At 38.8% G+C, this 24189-nt stretch carries 22 protein-coding genes; 9 read left to right on the top strand and 13 right to left on the bottom strand.

Annotation, left to right across the window (positions count from 1 at the left end):
• Nucleotides 1-15: 15 nt before the first annotated feature.
• Nucleotides 16-2772, bottom strand: coding sequence for a DUF1553 domain-containing protein (locus HS960_RS04165; RefSeq protein ID WP_182331332.1), 2757 nt, complete (start codon nt 2770-2772; stop codon nt 16-18).
• A 517-nt stretch (nt 2773-3289) separates the two neighbouring features.
• On the opposite strand from HS960_RS04165, the gene HS960_RS04160 reads away from it, so the two are divergent.
• Nucleotides 3290-5527 carry a glycosyl hydrolase family 95 catalytic domain-containing protein gene (locus tag HS960_RS04160; RefSeq protein ID WP_159730836.1) on the top strand — a complete coding sequence of 746 codons (2238 nt, stop codon included), beginning with the start codon at nt 3290-3292 and terminating at the stop codon, nt 5525-5527.
• An 87-nt stretch (nt 5528-5614) separates the two neighbouring features.
• Here HS960_RS04160 and HS960_RS04155 read toward each other — a convergent pair whose 3' ends face one another.
• Nucleotides 5615-6250 carry an NAD(P)H-dependent oxidoreductase gene (locus tag HS960_RS04155; protein WP_182331330.1) on the bottom strand — a complete coding sequence of 212 codons (636 nt, stop codon included), beginning with the start codon at nt 6248-6250 and terminating at the stop codon, nt 5615-5617.
• Between the two features lie 335 nt (nt 6251-6585).
• Here HS960_RS04155 and map point away from each other — a divergent pair, with 335 nt between their 5' ends.
• Nucleotides 6586-7347, top strand: a complete 762-nt coding sequence (map, locus tag HS960_RS04150; protein ID WP_159730841.1) for a type I methionyl aminopeptidase — start codon at nt 6586-6588, stop codon at nt 7345-7347.
• A gap of 580 nt (nt 7348-7927) precedes the next feature.
• Nucleotides 7928-8779: a helix-turn-helix domain-containing protein gene (locus HS960_RS04145; protein WP_200845663.1), complete on the top strand. Its 852-nt coding sequence runs from the start codon at nt 7928-7930 to the stop codon at nt 8777-8779.
• 82 nt (nt 8780-8861) lie between these two features.
• Here the strand turns inward: HS960_RS04145 and HS960_RS04140 are convergent, their stop codons facing one another.
• A complete protein-coding gene (locus tag HS960_RS04140; protein WP_159730843.1) occupies nt 8862-9416 on the bottom strand; it encodes a cysteine hydrolase family protein in 555 nt (184 codons plus the stop codon).
• 221 nt (nt 9417-9637) lie between these two features.
• Between HS960_RS04140 and HS960_RS04135 the strand changes: the two genes are divergently transcribed.
• Entirely contained in the window at nt 9638-10423 is a 786-nt protein-coding gene (locus HS960_RS04135) for an alpha/beta fold hydrolase (protein WP_088162049.1), read from the top strand.
• A 75-nt stretch (nt 10424-10498) separates the two neighbouring features.
• Here HS960_RS04135 and HS960_RS04130 read toward each other — a convergent pair whose 3' ends face one another.
• The 6 genes from HS960_RS04130 to HS960_RS04105 all read right to left on the bottom strand — a co-directional run bounded on the left by HS960_RS04130 (nt 10499) and on the right by HS960_RS04105 (nt 15578).
• Nucleotides 10499-11797 (bottom strand): cryptochrome/photolyase family protein, encoded by a 1299-nt coding sequence (locus HS960_RS04130; RefSeq protein WP_159730845.1) that lies wholly within the window; start codon nt 11795-11797, stop codon nt 10499-10501.
• A 158-nt stretch (nt 11798-11955) separates the two neighbouring features.
• Nucleotides 11956-13011, bottom strand: coding sequence for an NAD(P)-dependent alcohol dehydrogenase (locus HS960_RS04125; RefSeq protein ID WP_153846724.1), 1056 nt, complete (start codon nt 13009-13011; stop codon nt 11956-11958).
• A gap of 242 nt (nt 13012-13253) precedes the next feature.
• Nucleotides 13254-13484 carry a hypothetical protein gene (locus HS960_RS04120; protein WP_046674596.1) on the bottom strand — a complete coding sequence of 77 codons (231 nt, stop codon included), beginning with the start codon at nt 13482-13484 and terminating at the stop codon, nt 13254-13256.
• 7 nt (nt 13485-13491) lie between these two features.
• Nucleotides 13492-13785: a hypothetical protein gene (locus HS960_RS04115; RefSeq protein WP_153846723.1), complete on the bottom strand. Its 294-nt coding sequence runs from the start codon at nt 13783-13785 to the stop codon at nt 13492-13494.
• Nucleotides 13786-13937: 152 nt separating this feature from the next.
• Complete coding sequence (locus HS960_RS04110) at nt 13938-14525, bottom strand: TetR/AcrR family transcriptional regulator (protein ID WP_153846722.1); 588 nt, start codon at nt 14523-14525, stop codon at nt 13938-13940.
• A gap of 249 nt (nt 14526-14774) precedes the next feature.
• Nucleotides 14775-15578 (bottom strand): AraC family transcriptional regulator, encoded by an 804-nt coding sequence (locus tag HS960_RS04105; RefSeq protein WP_182331328.1) that lies wholly within the window; start codon nt 15576-15578, stop codon nt 14775-14777.
• A gap of 73 nt (nt 15579-15651) precedes the next feature.
• Between HS960_RS04105 and HS960_RS04100 the strand changes: the two genes are divergently transcribed.
• On the top strand, nt 15652-16707 hold the full coding sequence (locus HS960_RS04100) for an SDR family oxidoreductase (protein ID WP_159730849.1): 1056 nt from the start codon (nt 15652-15654) through the stop codon (nt 16705-16707).
• A gap of 140 nt (nt 16708-16847) precedes the next feature.
• Nucleotides 16848-17531, top strand: coding sequence for a dihydrodipicolinate reductase C-terminal domain-containing protein (locus HS960_RS04095; RefSeq protein ID WP_159730851.1), 684 nt, complete (start codon nt 16848-16850; stop codon nt 17529-17531).
• Between the two features lie 714 nt (nt 17532-18245).
• Here HS960_RS04095 and HS960_RS04090 read toward each other — a convergent pair.
• Entirely contained in the window at nt 18246-19385 is a 1140-nt protein-coding gene (locus HS960_RS04090; RefSeq protein WP_159730889.1) for an acyltransferase family protein, read from the bottom strand.
• Between the two features lie 105 nt (nt 19386-19490).
• The gene (locus tag HS960_RS04085; RefSeq protein WP_159730891.1) at nt 19491-20288 is read right to left on the bottom strand and encodes a hypothetical protein; all 798 of its coding nucleotides are present in this window, start codon (nt 20286-20288) and stop codon (nt 19491-19493) included.
• A 434-nt stretch (nt 20289-20722) separates the two neighbouring features.
• Between HS960_RS04085 and HS960_RS04080 the strand changes: the two genes are divergently transcribed.
• Nucleotides 20723-21922, top strand: a complete 1200-nt coding sequence (locus tag HS960_RS04080; RefSeq protein WP_182331326.1) for a transglutaminase-like domain-containing protein — start codon at nt 20723-20725, stop codon at nt 21920-21922.
• A gap of 75 nt (nt 21923-21997) precedes the next feature.
• Nucleotides 21998-22450, top strand: a complete 453-nt coding sequence (locus HS960_RS04075; protein WP_153846716.1) for a DUF1569 domain-containing protein — start codon at nt 21998-22000, stop codon at nt 22448-22450.
• A 60-nt stretch (nt 22451-22510) separates the two neighbouring features.
• Here HS960_RS04075 and HS960_RS04070 read toward each other — a convergent pair whose 3' ends face one another.
• On the bottom strand, nt 22511-22957 hold the full coding sequence (locus HS960_RS04070; RefSeq protein ID WP_075993209.1) for a GNAT family N-acetyltransferase: 447 nt from the start codon (nt 22955-22957) through the stop codon (nt 22511-22513).
• A 248-nt stretch (nt 22958-23205) separates the two neighbouring features.
• Between HS960_RS04070 and HS960_RS04065 the strand changes: the two genes are divergently transcribed.
• Nucleotides 23206-23751 carry a hypothetical protein gene (locus tag HS960_RS04065; RefSeq protein WP_153846715.1) on the top strand — a complete coding sequence of 182 codons (546 nt, stop codon included), beginning with the start codon at nt 23206-23208 and terminating at the stop codon, nt 23749-23751.
• Nucleotides 23752-23862: 111 nt separating this feature from the next.
• Here the strand turns inward: HS960_RS04065 and HS960_RS04060 are convergent, their stop codons facing one another.
• The gene (locus HS960_RS04060) at nt 23863-24066 is read right to left on the bottom strand and encodes a hypothetical protein (RefSeq protein ID WP_153846714.1); all 204 of its coding nucleotides are present in this window, start codon (nt 24064-24066) and stop codon (nt 23863-23865) included.
• Nucleotides 24067-24189 lie beyond the last annotated feature (123 nt).

Here is a 24189-nt window from a genome sequence, read left to right as displayed (position 1 = left end):
TTATCATTTCATTATTTATGATTTCGTTAAAAACTCGTCCAAATTCAACACTGCATTGGCAACAAGCATGTAGGCAGCTTTTGAAGGCAGGACCTTTACATTGCTTTTCGCTAAATCTTCATTCAAAAATTTGGCTGCCGAATCAGGCTTTTTGCTGAAATCAATCAACGCTTTTTGATAAAGCTGTTCCAGCTCTTTGAGTTTCTTTTCATCGGCATCCTTCAACATTGCATGTCTATAACCGACACGGATACCATCTCTGAGGTTTCCATTTCCCTCCTTTTCCATAATAGCACCCAGATGTTTAGCCGCTTCGAGATAAACAGGATCGTTTAATGTGGCAAGCGCTTGCAGCGGTGTATTGGTACGGATACGGTCGACCAAACAAACCTCCCTACTCGAAGCATCAAAAGAAACAAAAGAAGGATAAGGACTCGTACGCTTTAAAAACGTATAGATGCCTCTTCGGTATTGATCTTCTCCAGCACTTTTCACCCAGGACTCACCGCTGTATACAGTCATCCATACCCCATCCGGTTGGTATGGCATTACACTTGGTCCATACATTTTATTGCTGAGCAATCCACTTACGGCTAAAGCCTGATCGCGAATCTGTTCGGCAGATAATCTAAAGCGAGGTCCCCTTGCCAAATAATAATTCTGTGGATCCTTTTCAAAATTGGAATTGTTCAAGCTAGAGGATTGCTTATAAGTTCCGGATAATACCATCTCGCGGATCAATTTTTTAACGCTCCACTTTTTGGTATTCATCAGATCTAGGGCAAGATAATCTAATAATTCTCGGTGAATCGGCGGAATACTCTGTGTGCCCATATCTCCCAATGGTTCAACAAGCCCCCGACCAAATAGTTGAGCCCATACGCGATTAACTAAAGTTCGCGCTGTCAACGGGTTTTCCTTACTGACAATCCACTGCGCAAAACCCAAACGATTGCGTTGAGCCCCCTTAGGGAAACTATTCAGTGATGCCGGAACTGTAGGCTGCACTTCCGCACCTAGCGACAGGCGGTTACCGCGTATAAATACATTGGTTTTACGATGCATGTCCTTGGGATTTTCAATCATGATTGGTACCCCCTCAGGTTGCATGTTGACCAACTGGAGAAAAGTCTTTTGAAAATTCATATTATCCAGTGACTTTTCATGTGGAAAGTTCTCGCGAAATGCAAACCATTCAATCATGCAGATCGGCTGTCCATGAGCGACAGATGGATTCTTGAAAACCAGATATAAGTCATGTACACCACGAGTCGCACTTATGGGAGACTGAATAACCTGTCTTCCATTCGTACTCGGCAAATCAATGACGGCAAGTATTGGTCCGCTAGGTTTATCCAAATGAATTTCCAATTTTCCACCTACCGCACCTGTCCAGAAATTCATGAAGAATTGCTGTTTATTATCCAGGTTTATTGCCCTTAATCGAGCCGATCCTCCAGTTCTAACCCCCAACCATTTCGTATCATAAAGCGCACCATCTACTATTTGGTCGCTGTAATGCGCATGGACTTTGGGCTCAAGGGTGTGAAGGAATAGATCTGTTGATTTTACCAAGCTGGCATTTCCTGTCGTCGACAACCACCTCTTTATACTGTCAATTCGCTTTTCATCCTGTGCGGTGTAAAAACGCAGTTTAGGATGATCACCTTGGGTATCTTCATCTCTGGTGTTGTTAAAAAAAGCTAACGATTTATAATACTCTTCAAATTTAAACGGATCATAAGTATGACTATGGCATTGCACGCATTCAAAGGTCGTACTCAACCATACTTGATAAGTTGTATTTAAACGATCCAAAACCGCAGCCATCCGAAATTCCTCGCTATCGGTCCCGCCTTCATCATTATTCATGGTATTGCGATGGAATGCTGTTGCGATAAGTTGATCCTTGGTTGGTTCCGGAAGCAAATCCCCAGCGAGCTGTTCAATCGTAAATTCATCATAAGGCATATCCTTGTTTAAGGCCTTGATGACCCAATCCCGATAAGTCCATATCGTGCGCGAACCATCCTTCTCGTAGCCCTTCGTATCGGCATATCGCGCCATATCCAACCACCAACTCGCCCACTTTTCGCCATATTTCTGAGAAGCCAGTAGACTGTCTACCCGCCGGGTATAAGCATCATCACGCTGGTCTGCTTCAAAGGCTTGAATCTCTGCCAACGAGGGTGGGATACCAATTAGATCCAAATAAACTCTTCGGAGCAACGATGCTTTATCGGCTTCATCTGCAAAGGACAATTTCTTCTCCTTCATCTTATCCAAAACAAAAAAATCAATCGTATTGTTCACCCCTTTGGGCTTAACACCAAATATACTGAGCAACGAAAAAGGTTTAGGGACCTCCGTTTCCTTAGGTGTTGTATAGGCCCAATGCTCTCCCCACTTAGCTCCTTCATCGATCCATCTTTTGAGTATATCAATTTCATCGTCATTCAGTTTAGGGGCATTGTAAGGCATACGCAATTCAGGGTCATCGGAAATCAGTCTCTTTATAAGTTCACTGTGTTCGCCATCGCCACGAATAATTGCCGATTTGCCTGACTCGGCTTTGGCGAAGGCCTCATTTTCAAAAAGAAAGCTTAAGCCACCATTTTTTTTAACCCCACCATGGCATGTGATACAATGTTTATTCAATATCGGTTTAACATCAGCGCTAAAATCAACTGGCTCTTTTTTTCCAAAAGTCAAAATGCTTGTACCAATAAGCACAAGCGCCAATAATATTAGCACCAAAATCTTTTTTCTCATAGCATTGGGATATATCTATTCTGTATTATTTTAGGTTTATGCACTAAACGAAATGAATAATGATTGTTTTCTTCGTTAAGTGGAGCCGAAACTATTCCATAAATGTGCTAGTTTCGAGTAGGATAAAATTAGAGAACAACACTGGATTATACTAAAACTAGATTAACAGAAACATAAACAATATTACCCCTTGCCCTTGCAAGTTTTTCTGGATACTATAGTCCCACCTGCTCAAAAGATTGATTTAAAACAGCATAACGTACTTTCTTTGGTTAAACTGCAGACAATAAAACAACACTTTTGCGACATATTCCTACGTATCAAAAAGTATAACAATTTCGATACGAATTAACTTATTTAGTTTTCTGACTGCATACAATCACCGCTAAATCTGCTGTTAAAGTGGTTTTAACAGGTTCAAGGCCCTCGCATAGATAAAATAGTATGCAAAAAAGTAACAATAGTGTCAGTATCTCCCCTTCCAGAGTTTTAAATTTACAAGCTAACCCTTTCAATTATGAAATATCTTTATTTAATACTATTCTGTTCGTTCACAGTGTTCTCTTTCGGTCAACCGACATCGGACAACAACCTCCATTTCGATCAGTTGGCTTCGCGGTGGGATGAAGCCATTCCGTTGGGAAATGGTCAATTGGGTGCACTGATTTGGAAAAAAGATAATATGATTCGATTTTCACTTGATCGCGCAGATCTATGGGATGAAAGAAAGGCCTTTGCAATAGAAAACCACAAATTCAATTGGGTCCAACAACAAATAAAAAACAACAGCTATGGTATTGTACAAGAGTGGGGAGACGCTCCTTACGATAGATCCCCCTATCCCACCAAGCTTCCAGCAGCGTCGCTGTTCTTTGACTTAGCGAAATTTGGCACTGTCGTTTCGAACGTACTTGACCTGGAACAGGCCACCAATATTCTTAAATTCAAAGATGGTCGGATATTAAGAACATTCATACACGCCTATAAACCCTTTGGCTATTTTGAAATTACAGGAAACAATGTGAGTGACCTTGTACCTCAATTAATTCCCCATCAATATGAAAATAGCGCAAACAAAGATGAAAACAAAAGCGTTGTTGAAGGTCAAAATTTAGCAAGATTAGGATATAAGCAAGGGAATATAACCCGAACCAGCAATTACGAAGTGCTGCACCAAAAAACTTATGACAATCATTTTTTTGAAGTTGTATTGAGATGGGAAAAGATATCAGCTAAAAAACTGATTGGTTATTGGACAATCGTCAACGATCAAAAGGTAGCCCCTTCTGAACTTTCCCTCAAAAAATACACCGAAGAAAAAGCAAGCCATTTGCATTGGTGGTCAAACTATTGGTCCAAATCAAGTATAACTATTCCAGAAAAAAATCTTGAAAAGCAATATTATCTTGATATGTACAAGCTCGGTGCTGTCGCAAGAGAAGGTGCTCCAGCAATTACGCTTCAGGCCGTCTGGACGGCAGATAATGGTGGTCTCCCCCCTTGGAAAGGAGACTTTCACAATGACCTTAACACCCAATTGAGCTATTGGCCAGCCTATTCGGGGAATAGATTGGCCGAAGCCAAAAGCTATACAGATTGGCTCTGGAAGATCCGCAAAAAAAATAGTGATTTTACCAAGCAATATTTTGGTGTCGATGGGCTGAATGTACCCGGTGTCCTTACTTTAAATGGAGATCCTATGGGTGGATGGATTCAGTATTCTCTTTCTCCAACTATTGGTGCATGGGCGGCCCAACATTTTTATTGGCAATGGAAATATAGCATGGATAAAACCTTTCTAAGAGAACAAGCCTATCCCTATATCGTTGAGTCTGCGACTTACCTTAAAAATATAACCACATTAAAAAATGGACTCCGTTACCTGCCTTTGAGCAGCAGTCCCGAATACAATGACAACAGTGTATCAGCATGGTTTGACAATTGGACCAATTTCGATCTTAGTTTAGCGCATTTTCTTTTCCAGGCTGCAAGTGAGGTGAGCACAGCAATGGGAAAACCGCAAGAAGCGAAGAATTGGTTAAAATGTAAGGCCCAACTACCTCATTATGCAACGGATGAAACCGGACTACAAGTTGCTGTAAATCTTCCAATGAAACATTCCCATCGGCATATGTCTCCCTATATGGCAATTTATCCATTGGATTTATTAGACATCAATAATCCGCAGGAAAAAGAGCTCATCGAAAGTTCCCTAGATCATATTGAAAAACTGGGTACCCGTGCGTGGGTCGGTTATTCCTTTGCATGGATGGCTTGTTTACACGCGCGAGCTAAACAAGGAAAGGAAGCCGTAATCAATCTTCAAAAATTTGCACAGAACTTTTGTTCCACCAATTCCTTTCATCTGAATGGTGACCAGAAAGGGGGGCAATATTCAGACTTTACGTATCGACCATTTACGTTAGAAGGTAACTTTGCATTTGCGCAAGGAATACACGAATTGCTCATTCAGAGCAAGAATAACTATGTAGAAATCTTTCCAGCCTTACCTGCTGAATGGGCAACAGCATCTTTCAAAAATTTAAGAACGATGGGCGGATTTATCGTAAACGCTGAAAAAAGAGGAGATAAAATCGTTATGCTGAAAATAACTGCGACCGAAGATGGTACCTTTCGAATTTTTGAACCCAAGACGCTCATGCATGTCAGTACGAAAAAGACCTTACAGAAAGATAACACCATACAATATGTGAAACTAAAAAAGGGGCAAACAGTAAACTTATGTAGTCTATAAAGGCGGTCCCTGTGTAAGTTGGAGGTAACTATAAAAAAAGCGTTTCAACCAAGTGTTGAAACGCTTTTTTTAATACTGTTCTGCAATTTATGCGAGTTCAATCAAAAATTCCTCTTTCGGAAGTCTAAATTTTTTCAGCTTCAGCAACCAATCTTGTTCTTCCATCCGATAGCCTAAAGGAAGCATAACTGCACTCTTCAATCCCAGTTTATCTAAACCAAGAAGTTCATCCAATTCGGCATTTGAAAAACCCTCCATAGGAGTTGCATCAACGCCTAATTCTGCAGCCTGAGCAATTGCCAGACCAAAAGCAATATAGGCTTGTTTAGCCGCATGGGCTGCTTGTTGCTCACCGGATAGGCTCGATAACTGTGCTTTCAATCTATTTTTATACTCGTCAGTGGTGTCTAAAGGTAAACCTCTCAACGCATTCATCTTGTCGAAGGTATTATCAATACGTTCGTCCGTATAGCTATTCCATCCTGCGAAGACCAATAAATGTGAGCTATCAGCAACAATTTGTTGCCCCCAAGCCACAGGTACAATTTTTTCTTTTAATTCCTGATTCGTAATCACAATCACACGGAACTGTTGAAGTCCAGACGAGCTCGGAGCCATACGTGCTGCCTCCAAAATCTTATCCAAATCTTCCTGAGCGACCTTTTTTGTAGGGTCGTATTTTTTTGTGGCATAACGCCATTCTAGGGTATCTAATAAAGCCATTTTATTCTAATTTAAATGATCAATAGCAACATCATAAAGTTATGTAAAGATACATAAAAAAATAAATGTCTAAACATTAAAACAAAGGACTAAAACAATAAAAACTAGGACAAAAACACATTGCTTTTCAGCATTTGTTACTAGACTTTTAACGCCCAAACACAGTATATTTACTTGTAATCGCAAGCAAATGTCTATTTTATTCAATTTTATTAAGACCTTTGTACTGGTTTATATCCGATTAAAACAAAATGACCTTTAATCATTTGTTCCCGGTAGTTATAAATAACAAAATAAAAAACAGAGCTCACCTGCTCACAATAAAAACATCAGCGATGTCTATAACGAATGAAACAGAGCTAACAGGCATACAAAAAGCGAGCGATGCCGTTGCCATCACCTTAAAAGCTATGATAACACATGCTCAAGTGGGTATGTCCACGAAAGAGCTTGACGAATATGGAGCCGAAATATTAAAAAGCATGGGTGCGAATTCTGCTCCCGCTCTTACCTATGGTTTCCCAGGCTACACCTGTATCAGTATAAACAACGAGTTTTGCCACGGAATACCTACTGCGGAAAGACTATTGCAAGAAGGTGATTTGATCAATATCGATGTATCTGCCGAACTGGATGGCTATTGGGCTGATAATGGTTGTTCCTTTGTTATAGGAAAGGACATATTTCAACACGAAAAGTTAGTAAAAGCATCAAAAGAAATTCTTCAAAAAGCAATAAATAATATTCGTGGTGGCGTGAAAATAGCCGATATTGGGCATCTAATAGAAACTGAAGCGAAAAAAAGAGGCTATAAAGTCATCAAGAATCTTGGCGGACATGGTGTAGGAAAAAGTCTGCATGAGGAACCCGATGAATTGCTTAACTATAAAAATCGCTTTGACCAACGAAGATTTCGAAAAAATACTGTTGTTGCTATTGAAACCTTTATTTCAACAACCTCCACATACGCGACCGAACTCAACGACGGCTGGACAATGGTTGGGGACAAAGGTGGATTCATGGCGCAACATGAACATACAATTCTCATTACCGATGGCGCTCCTGTTATATTAACGGCACAGAATGCAATTTACTAAGCAGTAATAAGAAGACACCTATAGGTCTTTTCGAACAAGTTATTGAAAGCTATCGAAAAGACCTATTTTCTTTAAAACAAGACCTCAAGCTTGCGGTGGCGTGCATAATTTCTTCATCTCAGAACTAGAGGTTGCTTAAAAAATTAAGGGGCCTCTCATAACGAGAAAACCCCCAAATAATATATTTTTATGGCTAAATAATTTTTGTCAATACCAAATACTAATCTTACTGGATAAATGGCTACACCAGTAAATGTAGCGTATTCTTCCCAACAAAAAAGTGATGAAAATCACTTTTACCAAAAATTTTATTCCCATTTTCAAAATTCAGCTTCCTTCTTAACGTGCTCTCCAACTCATCTATTCTCCGTTAACTGTTTTGACTACTGTTTTGATAACTATTTTGAAAACCACCAAATAATAGAAAGCCTTTTTACCATCCAAACACTTCGCCTCCAATCCTTACTCCTTGCTTAGTTGCGGCAATAAACATAAGGGCTAAAGCGGTACGATAATATTTGTATTTAGGCTGGTGTAACGTATAAAGTTTAGTATTTTTGGTTCATTAAAGTAATCTAGATTGAGAACAATAAAATTCCATAAGGGTGAATGCGGTGTTGAGTTTTTGTTGAATGTCCTCAATGAAAAAGAAACGGATTATACACATCAAGATACTTACCATAAAGATTTTTTTGAAATTCTATTTTTCAAAAAAGCCAAAGGCAGATTGATAATGGGGCAAGAGATTCTCTCCTTGTCCGACAATTCAATCATCTTTATTTCGGCTTTTCAAAAACATACCTGGGAACTGGATCCAGAACACCTTGAATTTACAACATTGATTTTTCAGGAAGACTTTTTGCATGATTTTTTTTCAGATAAACTATTCACATACAAACTATTATATTTCTACCAACTTAGTTATGTGCCCCAAATTATAGCAGATGACACACATATGTCAAAATTCTGTGGTCTTCTCGCCGAAATTAAACTTGAACTTATCGAAAGCCAAGCAGATAGCGCCCATATTATTCGTTCTTTACTTTATTACCTATTGCAGACTTTAAACCGAAAATATGCCCGCCTGAATAAGCTGCCGAACCAAAAAGCGGAAAATAATTTCGCCTATCAATTTAAAGAACTTATGGAACAGTTCATTCGGGAGAAACAACGGGTAAACGAATATGCGACACTCATGGGAATAAGTAGGATTACGTTAAATCAGGCCGTTAAAGCACAGTTTAATACCACAGCGACACACCTGCTTCGGCAGCGTTTGCTATTCGAGATTCAGGACCTTCTTATCCATTCTGACCATTCCGTTAATCAAATTGCTTTTGACCTTAACTTTTCAGAACCCAATCATTTAATGCGGTTTTTCAAAACTCAAACTGGAAAAACCATTGGTGCATTTATTCAGGAATTCAAATAAATATTGAATTACGTATACAAATTGACGTTATGAAAATCGGGCCATGCAGATCGGCAACCACATGGCCCAACTTCCATTGAAATCAATGGAGTTCCAAGTACGTCTCAGTATCTTGAACCTGCGCATAAAAGAATGCCAATGCAGCGAGAAAGGCATGCTGAACCTCCAGTGCACCAACTACGGAGCCATTGATCTCGAGATCGCGCGTCGCACAGGCATCATCAATTACCGTACATGGAAAGCCCAAATCGACAGCAGCACGTACCGTGGCGTCAATACACATATGGGTCATCATGCCCACGACAACAAGTTCCTCGATCTTATTTCTGCGAAGGTAATCCAATAATTCTGTCTCTCTAAAGCTGTTGGGAAAATGTTTACGTATGACAAGCTCGTTTGGCATTGGACTTACGCTTTCATGAATTTCGGCAGCTCTTGTGCCATCAATAAAGAATGGCATTGCTTCGGGATCTGAAGAAATATGTTGAATATGAACCACAGGCAATTTTCTTCGCCTAAATTGGTCGATCACTCTTCTTGCATTTTTACCTGCCTTCAACGGATCGACAAGTTCCATTCCGCCATCTTCAAAATACTCATTTTGAATATCAATGACTATTAACGCGCTATTGCTCATCTATTTTATGAATTAAGTTTACACAAAATTAAGGTGGATATAGCAGCGATGAACTACCAATAAATCACCAAATACTACCATTTTGATAAGAGCGACAAGATGGGATCAACTAGGAAGTGATGTAAATGTTTTACATAATTTCGATCAAAAAATCACCAACAAAAGCTAACTTCGCTGCATATACAGATCACAGAGAGGTGATAATTGCAATAATAGATAGCATGGCATTGAAAGAATTACAACACAGCAAAATATATGGCGCAGATAACGGTGGCACTCCATTAATTGTTCTGCATGGGCTTTTTGGTATGGCAGACAACTGGGGATCCTTTGGTCGTAGTTTCGGAGAGAAAAGACAGGTACATTTACTCGATCTTCGTAATCACGGACGAAGTTTCCATAGTGAAGATATGTCGGTGGAAGTTATGGTAGAAGATCTGCTGGCCTATATAACATCCATTGGAGCAGATAAAGTACTCCTATTGGGCCATTCTTTGGGCGGAAAAGTAGCGATGCAATTTGCTATTGATCATCCCGGAAAAATTGAAAAACTGATCATCGCTGATATAGCCCCAAAAGCTTATCCGCCACATCACGAGGATATCTTCGATGCGCTATCTGCTGTGGATATCACAACACTGGATAACAGGAAAGATGTACAAGTAAAGATTGAACACTATTTGAGTGATCCGGGAGTTATCCAATTTTTATTAAAAAATGTATATATCAGAGAAGATCGGAAATTAGATTGGCGCTTTAATCTGGATGTTTTAAAAAATAAATATACGGAGTTCATCACTGTCGGGGTAAAATCGGGAATATTCAACGGTCCCACATTATTTCTACCTGGAGAGAAATCAAGATATATATTACCTGAAGATAAAATTAAGATCAGGGAACAATTTCCAAATGCCGTGTTTAAAACAATTCCTAATGCTGGTCACTGGGTTCAAGCCGAAAATCCGCAGGCATTTGACGCATTTGTAGCCGAGTTTTTAGATCAATAAAATTAGATACATTGAATGTCCGCTCCTACTTGTTGGTCCTTAAAACCGCTCGTAAGGAGAAGACATTCAATACCATTATTTCAACGCCTTTGCGTAGGTCTTTATCGCACGATCACGGGCAAACTGATGGTCAACAATAGGCTTACAATAGTCTAAAGTGTCTAATTCAGGAACCCATTGTTTTATATATTCCTGATTTTTATCGAACTTCTCAGCCTGGAGCGTTGGATTAAAAACCCTAAAATATGGAGCTGCATCACAACCACTGCCGGCGGCCCATTGCCAGTTACCATTGTTGGCCGACAGATCATAATCATTTAATTTTTGTGCAAAGTAGGCCTCCCCCCATCTCCAATCAATCAAAAGGTGCTTACAAAGAAAACTGGCTACAACCATTCGTACGCGATTGTGCATATAACCCGAACTGTTCAATTGGCGCATACCCGCATCGACCATAGGATATCCGGTCTCTCCGTTGCACCATTGCTGGAATTCTACTTCGTCGTTGCGCCATTGTATGGCATCGTATTGCTTTCTAAAGGACTCCGTAACAACATGCGGATAGTGGTAGAGTATCTGCATAAAAAATTCACGCCAGATCAATTCAGACAACCAGGTCGCATTGTGTTTTAAAGCAAAAGTAACACATTGACGAACACTGATTGTTCCAAAACGAAGTGCAATCCCCAATTTAGTTGTGCCCATTAATGCCGGATAATCGCGGGTGGTATCATAATGGTCAATAATCGTCGCATTCAGCTCTGGTTCTTCAAAAATAAGGTCAGTCTTCAGAAATCCTAAATTCGCCAAAGAAATAATCTGCTGATGGTTTTGTTGAAAGAAAGATCCCGTTGTGCAGGTAGAGGAAAGATGGTCCTCTGGACGTAATTTTTCCCGCCATTTCTTTGCATAAGGCGTATAAACCGTATAGGGTGTTCCATCATTCTTTAAAATATCTCCTTTATCGAAAATAACCTGATCTTTCACAGCTTTGAAAGGAATTCCCCTAGCTGTACAAAGCTCGAAAATTTCTTTGTCCCGACGAATTGCTTTCGGTTCATAATCCCGATTACAATAGATTCCCTGCACATCGAATTTTTCAATCAACTCCCTGTAGATAGCGATAGGTTTACCATAGAACGTATTCAAAGTTGCACCACTTTCCCCGAGTAGGGTATTGATACGGGTTAAAGCCTGATGGATGTAATGAAGACGTCGATCCCTCCTATCCTCCAATTGCTTCAAAATTTCTTCGTCAAATATGAATATAGGTAATACGGGATAGCCCAAGGCCAGTGCGCGAGTAAGCCCGGCATTATCATCCAGACGTAAGTCCCGACGAAACCAAAACACAATAATTTTATTTTTTTCCATAAAAACGACTAATAGTTGACTTCTCTACCCCATGTTAACAATTTTAAAGGGTAAAAGGTTAGCTCAATAATTAGGTGAAATACCTGTATAAAAAAACTGAACCATCAAAGGTACTCGAAATTCCCCTTGATGGTTCAGCATTGAATAATTTTATTGTGCTAGTTTTTCAAACTCGCCATGTCAATAACAAACCTGTATTTAACATCGCTTTTCAATAGTCTATCATAGGCATGATTGATATCCTGCATTTTAATCAGCTCTATATCGGAGATAATATTATGTTTACCACAAAAATCAAGCATCTCCTGTGTTTCGGCTATCCCACCGATCATAGAACCTGAAAAACTTTTACGTGTTGGAATCAGACTAAAAGGAGCAACAGGAAGTGGATGCTCCGGAGCGCCAACAAGCGTCAAGGAACCATCTCGTTTCAATAAACTTAAATAGGCATTGATGTCATGTTGTGCCGAAACACAGTCCAAAATGAAATGTAATGTTCCTGCATGTTCCTTCATTTGTTCTGCATCAGTTGACAAGATCACCTCATCGGCACCTAAACGTTTAGCGTCATCAACTTTAGAAGCAGACGTTGTAATGACAACGACGTGCGCTCCCATTGCTTTCGCTATTTTGACTCCCATGTGTCCCAAGCCACCGATACCCACTATGCCAACCTTTTTTCCTGGTCCCACATTCCAATGCCTCAAAGGTGAATAAGTGGTAATTCCAGCACATAATAAAGGTGCTGTCGCTGCGAGATCCAAATTTTCAGGAATGTGGAGCACAAAATCCTGATCTACTACAACACGTTCAGAATAACCACCAAATGTCTGTTTATTAAGGTGCTTATCGTGTCCGTTGTATGTTTGGATATTTCCATTTTCACAATACTGTTCCAGTCCTTCCTTACAACTATCACATTCGCGACAACTATCTACCATACAGCCTACACCGGCCAAATCGCCAACTTTAAACTTGGTTACAGCGGATCCAACTTTAGTAATTCGACCCACAATTTCATGACCGGGTACATTCGGATAAACGGTTCCGCCCCATTCATTTCGCGCTGTATGTAAATCCGAATGGCAAACTCCACAAAATAAGATATCAATCTCGACATCTTTATCCGTCACTTCACGGCGTTCAATATCCATCTGTTTTAGATCAGCCGTTGGTGCGCTTGTTCCAAAAGCTCTAATTGAAAATGTACTCATACTTGATAAAATTGTTGTTTTCTGTTTTAAATAAATGCATAAAATTCCCATGATACAACACAGATTCCATCCGCACGATAAAATTAACCAATGGATGTGAAAAATGTTTTGAAGGAACGATATCAAAAGTAAAAAGTAACTTTCAGAATGATTTTGCTATAAAGCTCAAATTGATATTTCTTTACGGCTCATCGCATCATGCCTGAACATCTCTAATAGGCTAGCTTTGTAAAGCAGACAGACTAATCAGTATCCTCGACTTGTACAAATTGCATTGCCAAGCCCTGTTTCTGGCATATATTCAGAATAGAAAATTCCAGTCGGGTACTAATCCGCAGAACAAGCAAAAATTGCTGGTCATCCAACAATAAATCAATATTTTTTATCTCCGGAAAACTCTGATAGAGAAAATGATAAATCTCGCTCGCTTTCCACTTCAGCTTACGAGATAAAGAATAAACAACTTTATACATATTTAGATTATTTCAAAATTTTAACGGCAATTTGTTGTAATTGGTGGTTCAAAAAACGCATTTGTTTCAGTTCCTCAAAATCACGGGCTAGTCGAACCTTTTTATTTTCATTTTCCAGTGCAAGAGCTAGGCTATCCAAGCGCTCCACATCATTGTGTATCAATAAATAACAATCAATATCTGGATCCAACACCCCCATCATTTCAGGACGGATCGTTTCCTCTGTCTCCACCATGACCAAAACGCATCTTTCTGATGCAAAGCTATCTACCGACTTTCCTACTTTCGCATTTAACACCATAGTTGTAATCCTGTTTATTGTCTGTATAAAAAGAATCGATCAATCAAAATAGACATATTTTGTATTTTTGTCGAAACCAGTTTCAAAAAAAAGAACAATAAATATACATCCTTACTGTTCAAAATAATTACTTCGCGCTACACTCCGAATTGCTAGCGTAGTCCCTTAACACATATACTTGTCAACCAGGAAAGCCTAGCTTCAAAATCTGGAAAACGATCAAAAAGTAAAACTTCCTGCTCAAAACAACGTGATGTTGTCACTAACATTTCGGATAAAAACAGGATATCCTTTTCCTCTAAGGCCTGAATTTCTTTTTTCCTAACGGCTAATTCAATCATTTCACGAATCAACTTAATCTCGTCGTCCAGCATGTAACGTGTTTTCGAAACCATCAAGGCTGGATCGGATTTCATATCTTCGAATGCGAGATGAAAACGTTTCGTAATTAAATTAATCTGACGTAGTTTTGCTTGTAAAAAACCGACTAAATTATCTTCCAGTGAAGCGTCCCTGTTATAAGTTCTACTCGCGACCTCAAACACTTCCTGACATAGATACTCCGCAATCGCATCAAAGACATCCATTTTACTGGTAAAATAGTAATATAACGTGCTCCGACCCTTTCCACAAGCTTTTGAAATATCCTGCATAGAAACCCTTGCAAATCCATATGTTTCAAACACTTTCATGGATGATAAGATAATTTCCTCTTTAATATTTTCCTGTTGACCTGTCATTACTCGACAAATCTACAAAAAATGTCGAAAAATCAACTACCCCAGCCAAATTTTTTCGCTAGGCGTTATAGGCGCCATTTTCCTAATCCAGCAATAGAATGTGCTCCACAGGTTCAATTTTATTCATTTCTGTAGGGTTAGGTGGTAAAAGGTTTATCCCGTTTCTCCATATTTTTATTGCATTTTTATCTTCTACGGGATAAATATTATAGATTAAATTTGATTTCAATGCTTTTCAATGGGAATGGACTACGTTTTATGTATAATCTTAGTCAGGTGACTTACATCGGTCAGCCCAAATTCAGCAGCAATTTCCTTTAAGGTAACTCTTCCTACTGCTATTCGTTGACGTATCAATGTACTGCGGTAGTTTTGAATATAGTCCCGTAAGGTAATCCCTGCCTGACGTTTAAAATAAATACCAAGATAATCGTTGGCAATATTAAAGTGCTCCGCCATCATTTGTATCCGCAGACAGTTGGGATCGTAAATATTTTTATGAATATAACAAAACATAGCCTGCAGATCGCGACTTTTGGTACTACTACTACGCAATTCAGGCATATTTCGCTGCAGAACATGTGCAATGCTGAATAATTGCAACCAAATAAGCTCCTGATTTCCGATTTGATCTTTCTTAAATAAAAGGAGTATATCAAAGATCTGTTCTATCACCAGCTTATCTTCCCCCGCTAATTGAAATCCCATCTGATGGATTTCTCTACTTTTTATGATATATTCCAGCTGTTGTATTGCGGGCGTAGCACCCGAAGTGTCACGACCAAGGTAGGCGTCTGTAAATTTAAGATAAACAAAATGTGTGAGTTGTTCGATTTCAAAATAATGCTGATCATCTGGCCCCAGTAGAAAGATCGCTCCTTCCTCGTAAGGAAATGAATGCCCATTAACGATATGTCGTCCTGAACCCTCCCGAATAAAAATGAACTCGTAATGATTGTGATTGTGTTCGGGATGGTTCCATTCAAGCATCTTAAATCCTGAAATAAGCACCGGTTCAAACTGACGATAACGTTTCATTTCAGAAATATACATAATTATGTTGGATTTTTACATTAAAACCCACTAAGCTTCCAACTAACTTTGGCCTTATAAGTATTAGACAAAGATGAAGACTAGAAAAAACACCGCTTTAGTTGTTGGCGCCAATGGCGTTATAGGCAACAATCTCATAGACTACCTTGAAAAGACGGAAGAATGGGAAATTATAGGTTTATCACGACGAACAAATGCCGATCGGAATAAGGTTCGTTTTATCGCTGTAGATTTATTAGATATAGCCGATTGTATCAAAAAACTAGGCAACTTGGATTCAGTGACTCATATTTACTATGTTGCATATCAGGATAGGCCGACCTGGACTGAGCTGGTGGAGCCCAATATGAAAATGCTGCGTAATGTTTTAACTGTCGTTGAGCCAATAGCAGGTGATCTTCAGCACATCAGCTTAATGCAAGGTTATAAAGTATACGGTGCTCATTTGGGTCCTTTCAAGACACCGGCCAAAGAATCAGATGCCGGACATATGCCGCCTGAATTCAATACCAGCCAACAGCAATACCTCGAACAACTGCAAAAAGGTAAGAAATGGAATTGGTCAGCGATCCGTCCGTCAGTTGTTGGTGGAACGGCTCCCAATAATCCGATGAATCTAGCGTTGCTCATTGCTGTATATGCTTCTATCTCAAAAGAACTCGGTATTCCGCTTCGGTTTCCAGGAAAAATTGGCGCTTTTCAGACATTGATGGAAATGACCGATTCAACACTATTAGCCAAAGCAACGGTATGGGCCTCGACCAATCCACAAGCGGCCAATCAAGCCTTCAACATTAACAATGGCGATCTCTTCCGCTGGAAGGAGCTATGGCCCAAATTAGCGGCCTATTTTGGTATGCAAAGTGCTGACCCGATCCCGCTATCGCTCGAAACAATGATGGCAGATAAGGAGCCTGTATGGCAAAAATTAAAAGAAAAGCATGCATTAAGCTATAACTATGCGCAGGTTTCAGCTTGGCCTTTTGGCGACTTTGTCTTTTCTTGGGATTATGATTTTTTTGCCGACGGCACAAAGGCAAGGCGGCTCGGTTTCCATGAATTTATCGATACTGAACCAATGTTTTATCAGCTCTTTGACGAAATGCGTGAAAAAAGAATAATTCCATAATAGCAAAGATTAAATTTTACCGTCTATTTTTGTAACTTACCTCACTCAAGCACAACCTTTACTTCATTACAAATTCATCCGGTATCATTTTATCGATTCATAGTCAAAAGGATAGCGGATATTTTGATAAAACAAGCAATATGAATACAAAAAAAGCCTTTGTAGTAGGATCAGGAAAACTGGCAAACGCAATACTGGAAGCCGATTATTCCATTCCCAATGTAGAAATTTCACCTTGGCAACCATCCATTACAACGACATCTCCATCTATTGTTATACATGCCGGATCGGGCCGGGAGTTACAAGATTGTCTTGATTTTTGTGCACGTACGGGTTCGGTATTAATTGAACTGTCGACGGGCCTAGAGACCGAAAAGCTCGAGACTGCTTTTCCACTTGTCATTTGCCCGAATACCTCCATACTTTTGCTAAAAACGCTCCATATGCTTCAACAATTTGGTCATAATTTCAAAGACTATGAAATATCTATTATAGAGTCTCATCAGGCCTCCAAGAATACTGAACCAGGTACAGCTTATCATATCGCCAACTCTTTACAGGTCGCTCATGAGCGTGTTGTCTCTATTCGCGATGCGAAAACGCAGGCTTATAAAATCAATATTCCCGTTGCCTACTTAGAAAAGCATGCCTACCATCAGATTGTGATCAAAGATAAAAATGATGAAATTAAAATTGAGACCAAGGTTCTCGGACATGATTCTTATTCAAATGGTGTCAAAAAAATCCTTGAAGCATGTGTCAAGAATAAATTGGACAATAGAAGGCATACTGTGTTGGATTTGGTAGCTATGGGGCTACTTTAGTTAAAACTTTCAATTTAGAAAGTAGGTTTCTAAAAGAGGAGTAAAAGAAAATCCATTTGGTTTTCTTCGAAGCCACAACAATTTATAAAATGGGATTTGGGGCTAATTTTTTCATTATATTTATTTTTCTACCACTGCTGGTAATTTTAATGTTATGCGGAATTTTCACAGAAAGACGCTTCTTTGGTTACGCAATTCTACTTTTTTCTTTGTCTCAACTTTTTCAATGGATCGCTAGCCCAAAAATCTTAAAAAAAGAAGATTATTATGGGACTTATCATATAAAACGTGACATATTCCCAGGAAAACAAACTGACTGGCAATACGATAGGTACAATTTTGTCATAAAGGATAACGATTCGATTTATTTCAACGTCGTAAATGCAGGTAAAGTGTCCAAAGTTTACAAGGGCAAGATCGAAACAGTTAGTCCTTATGAATCCGCACGCTTAAAGCTGTGGATGGACGCTCCCACTCATCATATTCTTGCGTCAGATCCAACGGTGTACCGAAGTCCTTTAGGCTTCTATTTGGTATTTTATTCGTCGAAATATAACAACGTTTTTTTTGAAAAAGACTGACATTCAAGCGTTATTTAACATGACAAGATATTTTCTCTATGTACAGGTCACTGTCCTACGTAATATGCATAAAAAACACCATAAATTGGTGTTTTTTTATTTTATAATAAATATAGGATTAGTTTGCCGGCGGCTATTTCCCTTTTGATCTTAGAAATCGTTTTGACAGATATCGCCGTACGGGTATATCGTATAACTTCAAACAGCCGTATGCAAGCACAATACTTCCGATCACAACAGCTGCTACTCCCGGCAGAGATTCTTCAAAACTCAGATTTTCATTCTTGACCCAAGCATAGTATAGATAAATAAAGGGATAATGTACCATATATAAAGGATAGGATATATCGCCTAAAAACTTGCAAAGCCAACTTGTAATACCGCTTTCTCCCTTGCCAGATGCTCCTAAAACAACAAGCAAAGGGAAAACAACAACACAACATAACGTGTCGTACAGACCATTCATCCATAAATGCTCGGCCCCACCAATGCGCGGCATGGCCAAAAGTGGCACTAAGATTAAACTACAAATCCAAAATGCTCCCTTGATCTGTAAAGATTTAAATATCCTCGATAGAAATAGACCCGCTGTAAAAGAAAATAAAAGTCGAAGTGAACCTGCCGTAAATTCTGTTCCTGTGAGTGAAAAACCGGCACAGATATCTCCCAAGGGTCCCAATATCGCAAATGCAGCCAAACCTATTCCGAATAAAATAACGAGTCCGGCTAACGCTTTGGTCGAAAATCTTCGAATGACCAATGCATACAGGATATTACCGATGTATTCAAAAAACAACGACCAGCTTGGTCCATTTAATGGAAACATCTCCCCAAGCCCTCTCACCTCATGCCCCGGAATCGCAGGAATTAACAAGGCATTCAATAGGGTCGCGATTGCCAGCGAAGAAAATGTCACTTTGGTCACATCCCAAACAGAACAACCCTGAAAATAGAACATAACCGCTCCAATGATCGCTCCCATAACAACCATCGGATGTAAACGTATTATTCTTCGTTTTATAAATTCTTTTGTTGTCATCGTCTTCCAGCGATCATCATAAGCATAGCCCACGACAAATCCTGAAAGCATAAAGAAAAAGTCGACCGCCAAATAACCATGATTAATTCGCTGATCTAAATGGCTCGTTGCAAAGGCTTCAAAAATATGAAAGCAAACCACGGTAATAGCTGCGACCCCACGTAACCCATCAAGTACAGCATAATGTGGTTTGGTATCTGCATAAGCGGAAGTCGGTATTTGAGTATCTGACATAAAAATAAAACGATTTGATTGATTTTTTTACAAGGAAGTAAATATAAACAAATTCGCTTATGCAGGTTTGTAACAAGTTTGACGGTTACCAATTATCTACATCTGTCATTTGATAATGGGAATATAATCCGGTAAGTAAACCTGCTCTTGTTGCATATTTTGGATGTAAATTTTAGAATAAATTTCCAAACGGATATCGGTGATGTCTGTAGTCGTCGGCTTGTCGTCTTCATCTTCTCCAAACGAAAAAATCTGTTCTTCCCTTCTATTTTTTTTATGTAGAAAATAGTAAAAGTCTTTATTTTCCCAACCTTTTATACCACTTCCCGCATCATCTTGAAGCGTCAATTTTGTAAACGCGTTCTGTAGATAGTTGTAAATATTTTGAAAATCATCTTTATTTTTTGAAGTCTTCAGTGCATATAGATATGCAAATTCACCATTTTTATCCTCTGCCATAGTCAAGGCTGGAAAAGAAACTCCGTTTAATATCGCTACGGTATCCTTTTCTTCATTGTATGAAACAGTTGTATAACGATAACCGAAATCTTTAACTGGCTTTAATTTCCGTGTTCCCCAAGCTGCGGTAGACTCGATATAAAATAACGTTGGCAGACTCCCTTCTGAATTAAAAATAGCAAGCGTATCCTTTTTAAATATGGCGGTTTCAAAGACTTTTTTCAACTCTTTCTTATCCATACTTTTAACGTCCGCATGCAGCAACTCTTCGCTCCTTTTTATTTTGGGGCCATAAAATTTGGATGCATTAAAAGTTCTATCCAATTTTTCAAGTATCACCCGATCCGGATTTTGCGATTGACAGGAATACAGCATACCAGATAAAAGGATCAGACAGCATACACTATAATATAGAAAATGAAACGGCTTCATCGGAATTGTCATTCAAATTATTTTTTGGGTTATGATCTTTACTTTGCCTTAAAGATCTTCAAACTAAAATAAATTTGTATTCATTTGCAAATGAAATTGTGCGGGATTAACACCTTTTGACTTTTTAGAAGTGCAGCGCAATCCAAAAGTACATCGACGTACTTCGTTCGCGTTGAGTCCACCTTAATAAAGGGCTGTCACTCCAAGAGAATGTCGGATTCATCTTGGATTCACAGGGACTGTGATACGGCTCTGTCCCAATGCAGGTAGCTATCGGGCTAGAACAGAGGCTCACGGGCTGTCAAAGAAGATATTATGTAAATTGGGCTTCTAAGTTACGAGTCAGACTATAAAACGTATTTTTGCATATAAAAATCAATTTATCTATGTTTGAAATATACAAATTGTGTTAATTTAAATAGATAAAGAACAAGCAAGCGTATATTATGTTAAAAAAGGTATTTTCTTTAGTTTTCTGCTGTTTATCTACAGCCATTTTTTTCAAAGCATCTGCACAAGATTTCAAGCTTTCCTCTTTACCAAGTCAGTATCAAAAACCGGTGAAAAATGCACTAAAAGCTGCCGGCACGAATCGTAATGAATTGGAAAAAGTACTAGAGAAACTGCCCAAAGAAATGCGTGAAGGCGCGGCTTTTCTCATAGCTTATATGCCTAAGAATGATTTAACGACGATTAAGAGTGATCATCTTATCCATAATATTGAAAAGGCTTACCAGGCAAAATCAACATTTTCCTGGGCTAAGGAAATTCCAGATTCTATTTTTCTAAATGAGGTATTGCCCTATCGTGTATTTTCTGAAGATCTAGACGACTGGCGTGGTGATTTCTACGATCGTTTCTCAAAATATGTAACAAATAGCAACACGATGAAAGATGCCATTGTAGCCATAAATAAGAATATCAGAGATGAAGTAAAAGTCGATTACAATACCCAACGAAAAAAAGCAGATCAAAATCCATCTGAATCGATAAGCCAAGGAATGGCATCTTGTACCGGATTATCCATTTTACTGATCGATGCATTGCGATCAGTAGGTATACCGGCCCGGATTGCCGGTACACCAAACTGGCATGACAATCGTGGTAACCACAGTTGGGTCGAGGTATGGATTAATGGTAAATGGTATTTTACTGAATATTATCCGGACAAAGACCTAAATTATAGCTGGTTTTTGGCCGACGCAGGGAAAGCCGATCCGAATAGCAAGGAACATTCCATTTATGCGGCTTCCTACAAACCGGCAGCTACCTCATTCCCAGCATGGAGCGAAACAGAAGTATATGCAGATAATGTTTCCCAGCGCTATATTGATCTATTCAATCAGCAATATAGCCAACAATTGAACGACAAATCTTACACCCGTCTAAACGTAACCATGTATCTCAGTAACGATCAATGTCAACCGGAAGGCAGAACAAAATGCAATGTAGATATCTTTCAAGGAAATGATCAAATTGGCGGTGGTTCGACCGCAACTAAACTGCAGGATGCGAATGACTATTTAACATTTATCGTGAAAAAAAATCAGTCTTATACATTGAGGTACAGCAATAAAAATGGGCCTACCGAAAAGAAAGTAACTGTAAAAGATGAACCTTTAAATGTGATATTATACTTCAATTAATATAGACTATTATTTCGTACGTTATCATCCCCAACCAAAGTTCCAGCAACCTGAAAACCAATTAGCATTTAAATAATGAAAAATATTTTTGACAAAACAGTGAGTGATGAAGTGATAGCACGGATTCAAAATCTTAATCCAGACAGCAGTGCCCAATGGGGTAAAATGACTGTCGATCAAATGTTAGCCCACTGCAATGTGATCTATGAATTGATCTATGAAGACAAGTATCCTAAGCCTACTGGATTAAAGAAACTACTACTAAAATGGTTTGTAAAGAATCTGGTGGTCAATGAAAAACCTTATAAGAGAAATAACCCTACTGCTACAGAGTTTCTGGTAACATCCAGACGTGATTTCGAGATCGAGCAACGTAGGTTAATCGATTACATTAAAAAAACGCTGGAATTGGGCGAAAACTATTTTGATGGGAAGGAGTCCCATTCTTTCGGCAAGCTTAAAAGCTGGGAGTGGAACAACATGTTTTATAAACACCTGGATCATCATTTGACACAATTTGCCGTCTAATTAATCTCAGTTGCCAACTGGATCGCCAGACGCAGAAGTGCCCTGACGATCCAGTTAAGGTTATCGCCACCAATGATAATAGTTATGCATGCCGTCGTATTCAAATCCACACCTCGGATAAAGACTATTACCGATAACATTTGTTTTCTCGGTCTCAAGCATCAGACCACAAGCTCCAGTCTCTTCACACCAGACTTTACTACGATCTATAAGCCGAACCGAAAGACCTTTACTCCGGTGATCAGGATGCACAAATAGATCACTCAACAACCACTGTCGCTGCAATTTAGTATAATGAAACAATTTATAAAGCTGAACAAAACCAACAGCTTGTTCGCCCTGAATTGCCAAAAAGATTTCTGACTCTCCGTACAAAAATCGGTCCCTCAAAAATTCTTTGGCTTTTTCCAAATCCGATTCTTGTCTGTAGAAAATCCGATAAAGATTGAATAACGCTGCTGCTTGATCAAGATCCTCAAGACTTGCCTTTCTAATGTTATAATTCATTTTCATTAAATATTTTGATTTATAGTGCAAATGTATCGCAACTCTTTCGTATCCACCTCATCCAGATAGCAGATGTACAGTGGTCCAATCTTCCGTAACATGGATTTCGATGCGACCAATAAACAAGTTCATAATAATTTCAAAAACAGACTTCATGCCTTTATAACAATAGTTGTCGAATTATAAATGCTTCTGAACGAATTGTAAGTCTTCTGTACGGTCAATTTATAAGGTCCCTATATTTAGATATGAAAAGGAGAAAATTAGCAGCCACAGACAGTGAAACCTTTATTAATTATTACCTACCTAATTGGCGATCCATTATCATCGGTAGTATCTTGATTTTAATGGGGATATCTACATGTCTCATCGGTTATCATCCGAATGATTCATTTAAAGAGAATTTCAGTGCCATGGTACTTGACTTTAAAGATGTATTTCGCTTTTTAGTCTCATTATTTATGCTGTTGCTCCATTTATCTTTTATTATCGGCGGCTGCCTTCTTTTAAAGAGCAGCAGGAAGATCATCCGAGCCCGAACAGATAAAAAAGGATTGTATTTTAAACGGATTAAAAAGAAGACCGGTAGTATGTGGGCTTTAGCAGATTTGGATGCGCTGGTATTCGTGCCCTACATTCAAATCGTTAATATCCGTATTATTGAAAGCAATTGGTTGGGTTCTAGACTTGAGCTTGAGACTTTTCAAGGTAAAGAAATCCTTAACATGTTGAACGTATTAAGCCGAAAACAAAAAGAGCAAATTTGCCAAACCGTGAAAGAATATGGTATTTAATGGAGATGTGGTCTGCTCTCCCCTGTTTAAACAAGTAAAAGTTTACTAAAATCAGAAAAAACTGATTCTAGTAAACTTTTACTTTGAACGATTTGCTGGTATAATTTATAATCAATCGTTGAGTAACAATTGATCAACATATTCTCTGATCTCTTGGGGTAACATAAGATAAACCGAGGTTTTCAGATTTGCTTTACTTGGTTCCCCATCGATGAAAATATTCTTAAATCCATCATTGAGCCATTTCCCCTCATCTTCTAGATATCCATGATATTTGCTATCTAAATTCTCAATAATGTTATTATTGTTTCCCATGTTTTCCGTCATTTATTATATGTAATCTGCATCTAAAATATTCGACAGGGAAACATCAACTTTGGTGCCACACCTCCTTAAAATTCTAAAATTCATCTGTCAGAAAGCATATTTTAAGTTTTC

Source organism: Sphingobacterium paramultivorum, assembly GCF_014109745.1.
GTDB lineage: Bacteria > Bacteroidota > Bacteroidia > Sphingobacteriales > Sphingobacteriaceae > Sphingobacterium > Sphingobacterium paramultivorum.
This window is presented reverse-complemented; position numbering and strand designations above follow the sequence as displayed.